Source organism: Pseudoflavonifractor sp. MCC625 (assembly GCF_018784545.1).
Lineage (GTDB): Bacteria > Bacillota > Clostridia > Oscillospirales > Oscillospiraceae > Pseudoflavonifractor_A > Pseudoflavonifractor_A gallinarum.
Window position 1 is genome coordinate 1 of record NZ_WQOJ01000036.1, and the last position, 3,230, is coordinate 3,230.

A 3,230-nucleotide genomic window follows, 5' to 3' on the forward strand; every position below is an offset into this window, starting at 1 on the left:
AGTTCCATCATCAAAGGAAAGCTCTGTTCATCCATAGGAGCTTCTGCTGCAAGAAAACCGATCAAAGCGGATAAGAGCAGCCGAGCCGCCGTCTGTTCTTGTTCCGTCAGCACGGCCATTGTTTTCTCCGCATTTGGCAGGATCTTTTCTTCCACAAAATCTGCCGCATCGTCGGAACAAAGCTGACGGATAGAATCTATGGACAATGAAACTGTCACGGTATCTAAGGAGAAATCAAAGGGGTCATCTTGCTTTGGCTTTCTCCGAAGTTTGTTTAACATGGTAGAAAGAATGTCGCCGCCAAAATACACGGCGATCACCAGCAGGTCAAAAACAGCAATCAGCTTGATAAATATAATCAGAACACTCATTTTTTTCGTTTCCTTTCTTTGAGCCAGCGTTCCATCTCACGATGGCAGATACCTACGCAGGGACTTCCATAATTCCCGCAGCCATAGCAGGGGTGGCTGTGGGGTAAAGAAGGAGGACGGGAAGTTTCCTTCCCGCCCTCCGGCCTGCGTGTCATCATGCGTTCATAGGGACTGTCTGTGAAACGGGTCATTTCACACTGTCCTCATCATCTTCTTCTGTGCTGCCCCCATCAGCGTCCGGTTCGTCCGACTCCTCATCCTCGGTTTCCCATTCCTCGGAATCTTCCTCGCCATAATCATAATCGTCCAGACTGTCATTGCCCTTGGTCTTAGGCTTGTTCTTAACAAGCTTCAAATAGGCAAATACGCCACAGCCGCCCAGCAGAGCCAGCAAAAGGACTATCGCAGCCGGGTTCAGTCCGGCAGGCTTCTCTTTTTCCGGCTCCGGTGTTTCTGCCGGAGGTTCCGGTGCTTTGCCCGTACATTTACTCTTATCAGTTACACAGACCGGGCAGGCCGTATTGACTGCCCCTGCTTCACATTTTGCCGTGCAGCTGCATACCGCAGGCGGCTCCTCTTTTGCTTTTCCATCTTCCATCAGTGCCATCAAATCCGCTTCATCCACCTGATTCAGAAAGTGAACAGCAGTCTTTTTATCCTCATTCGCCCTGTCAATCAGGATGTAAAAGTAATTTCCAGCTTTGGTCGTAACAGTAATAAGCTGCTTATTGCCTCCAAAATCATCCACCAGTGCCGCATTCCCCTCCGGTGTAAGTGCCGGTGCTGGTTCTGTTTCTTCCACAGTAACATTGCTGTCATTGGTAGAATCCTCTGCCGGTGCCGCCGGAGCCTGTTCTGACCCCTGTGCAAAAGCAGGGATCGTAAAGCCAAATGCCACAACCATTGTCAGGCAAAGGGCGGAAAGTGTTCGGAGCAATCGTTTATTCCTCATAGCTGTTTTCCTCCTGTTCGTTATTGTCATCAGCCAAACTGCCGGGAACTGTGCCACCGGACAGCATGGCGCTCAACTGGGTCGGGGTCATACGCAGGGCGCGCACCATCTGGACGATCTCCAGATTTTCTGCCTCGGTTTTCTGTGCTTCCAGCGCCTTGAGCTTTTCCTGATACTCTGCGATCTTCTCGCGGACCTTTGTAATCTCCTGGTCAATGCGCTCAATTTTGTTCTTTGCCATCGTCTATCACTCCTTCTTAAAAATCTCTGTTACCAGTTCATCAGGCCGTAGCCCTTAATGCTTTGATAATTCAGGTCATAACTTTTAATCTTGCAGGCATCGCCGGAATTTCCCTCCACGGTATAAACACGGCTGCCATCCGTACCGATCACGATACCTACATGGTCTGCTGTCCCATCCAAATCCCAGTCAAAGAAAATTGCATCTCCGGGAGCCAGATTGTTATAGCCTCTTGCGCCCCACTGTCCATGAGACTGGAACCACGGAACGCCCTGCCACTCACAGCCTGCAAAGCGCGGTTCACTTTTTCCTGCCTGGTTATAGCACCAGGATACGAAGCAGGCGCACCATTCCACGCGGCTGTCAAAGCCATACCAGCTCCAATAAGGATAGCCGCCCACATTGCCCACCTGACGCTTGGCCAGTTCCACCAGCTGAGGATTGCCGGGGCGGGTACCGTTAATGAACTGCACACCGGACAGATCTTCCGAGCCGCTGGTATCAGGGGAGCCGCCGCCAAACAACAGCGGCTTATTGCCCATGGTCTGCCGGTATACCTGATACATTTTCATCTGCTCCGGGGTCAGAAGTTCCGACACCACAGCGGAAATGGGCTTGCTGGCGAGTTTCACATTCAAAATGTAATACTCATAGGGAACTTCTTCTGAGGTGGTCTCACCGGTCTCCGGGTCGGTGGAGGTCTCCGTGCGGTACCGAATCTCCACTTCCTCAGTAAGCGTCAGCTGATACTGTGCTGCAAACACACGCGCCAGCTCTGCCTGAGCGCTCTGCCGGGTGTAGCCTTGCAAGACGGCAGAGAGAAATGCTGCCAGCTCATGAGGGTCATGGCCGATCATACCAAGGTCATAGCGATACTCGTCATACCCTGGGTGACTGCTTTCAATGTTGTCGATTTTCTCCTGCAACTGGGCTTCTCTGGCTGCATAATCTGCCTCCACCGCCAGCATTTCCGGGTCATCCGACGGATAGGTGGTGCCGGAGAGAACGGAACCGATGCTCTGCGCCATCATGGAGCAGGAGGACATGGTATTCATCAGCATACAGGTAATGAGGAACAAAACCCCTGCCATCAGGAAACCCTTCTTGTGGCGCATGACGAATGCCCCTGCCTGCTGTACCTTTTCTTTTACCGTCCTTGCGGCTTTTCCTGTTTTAGATGCAGCCTGGGCGGTATTTCCAGCAGTCTGACCGGCGTGTTTGGCGGCGGCATACTGCTTTTTGATGGCCTGCTTTTGCTGCCAGCGGGAAAGTGGATTGCTGGCAAACTGGGGATTTTCCTGCAAAGATTTCTGGTACAGAACATTTACATTTGCCTTTTCCAGTTGGCGCTCTGCCTGTGCTGCTTTGCGGTACGGCTTCAGCTTGTGGCTGTGATAGCCCTCCCGCACCAGATAAGCGCCGGTCTCCACCGCTTCCTCGGACTTGTGGGCGCTTTCCACGCCCACATTGTCCTGTTCTGTTTCCCGGATCTCTTTGTGGAGTTTGCCCGCAACCAGATGGACGGGAGCTTCCTTGACCCCTTGAGAAAGTTTGGAGGGTGGCTTTTTCTTGTCCTCAAAGGTCAACTTCGAGGTCTTTTTTCCGGTATCCGGGTCAATGACCGTCTGCCTGACCTTTTTCTTTGGGATATTGGCCTGCGCCTTAT

General features: G+C 52.1%; 4 protein-coding genes and 1 pseudogene. All 5 read right to left on the reverse strand.

All coding sequences use genetic code 11. The features are described 5' to 3' along the window. Positions 1 to 371: pseudogene (locus GPK94_RS12445) on the reverse strand (conjugal transfer protein TraG); the annotation flags it as partial. Next, positions 368 to 562: a hypothetical protein gene (locus tag GPK94_RS12450; protein WP_025491749.1), complete on the reverse strand. Its 195-nt coding sequence runs from the start codon at positions 560 to 562 to the stop codon at positions 368 to 370. The pseudogene GPK94_RS12445 and the gene GPK94_RS12450, both read right to left, overlap by 4 nt. After that, positions 559 to 1,323, reverse strand: a complete 765-nt coding sequence (locus GPK94_RS12455) for a DUF4366 domain-containing protein (RefSeq protein WP_117801998.1) — start codon at positions 1,321 to 1,323, stop codon at positions 559 to 561. The genes GPK94_RS12450 and GPK94_RS12455 overlap by 4 nt, the downstream gene beginning before the upstream one ends. Beyond that, a complete protein-coding gene (locus GPK94_RS12460) occupies positions 1,313 to 1,564 on the reverse strand; it encodes a DUF4315 family protein (protein WP_006777886.1) in 252 nt (83 codons plus the stop codon). Before GPK94_RS12460 ends, GPK94_RS12455 begins: the two co-directional genes overlap by 11 nt. A gap of 29 nt (positions 1,565 to 1,593) precedes the next feature. Beyond that, on the reverse strand, positions 1,594 to 3,230 hold a 1,637-nt coding region (locus GPK94_RS12465), incomplete at its 5' end, for a CHAP domain-containing protein (protein WP_252192629.1).

What these genes read in the sequence shown, in the direction of transcription:
- GPK94_RS12450 (WP_025491749.1), bottom strand. Translation starts at nt 562, where the DNA reads ATGACCCGTTTCACAGACAGTCCCTATGAACGCATGATGACACGCAGG.
- GPK94_RS12455 (WP_117801998.1), bottom strand. Translation starts at nt 1,323, where the DNA reads ATGAGGAATAAACGATTGCTCCGAACACTTTCCGCCCTTTGCCTGACA.
- GPK94_RS12460 (WP_006777886.1), bottom strand. Translation starts at nt 1,564, where the DNA reads ATGGCAAAGAACAAAATTGAGCGCATTGACCAGGAGATTACAAAGGTC.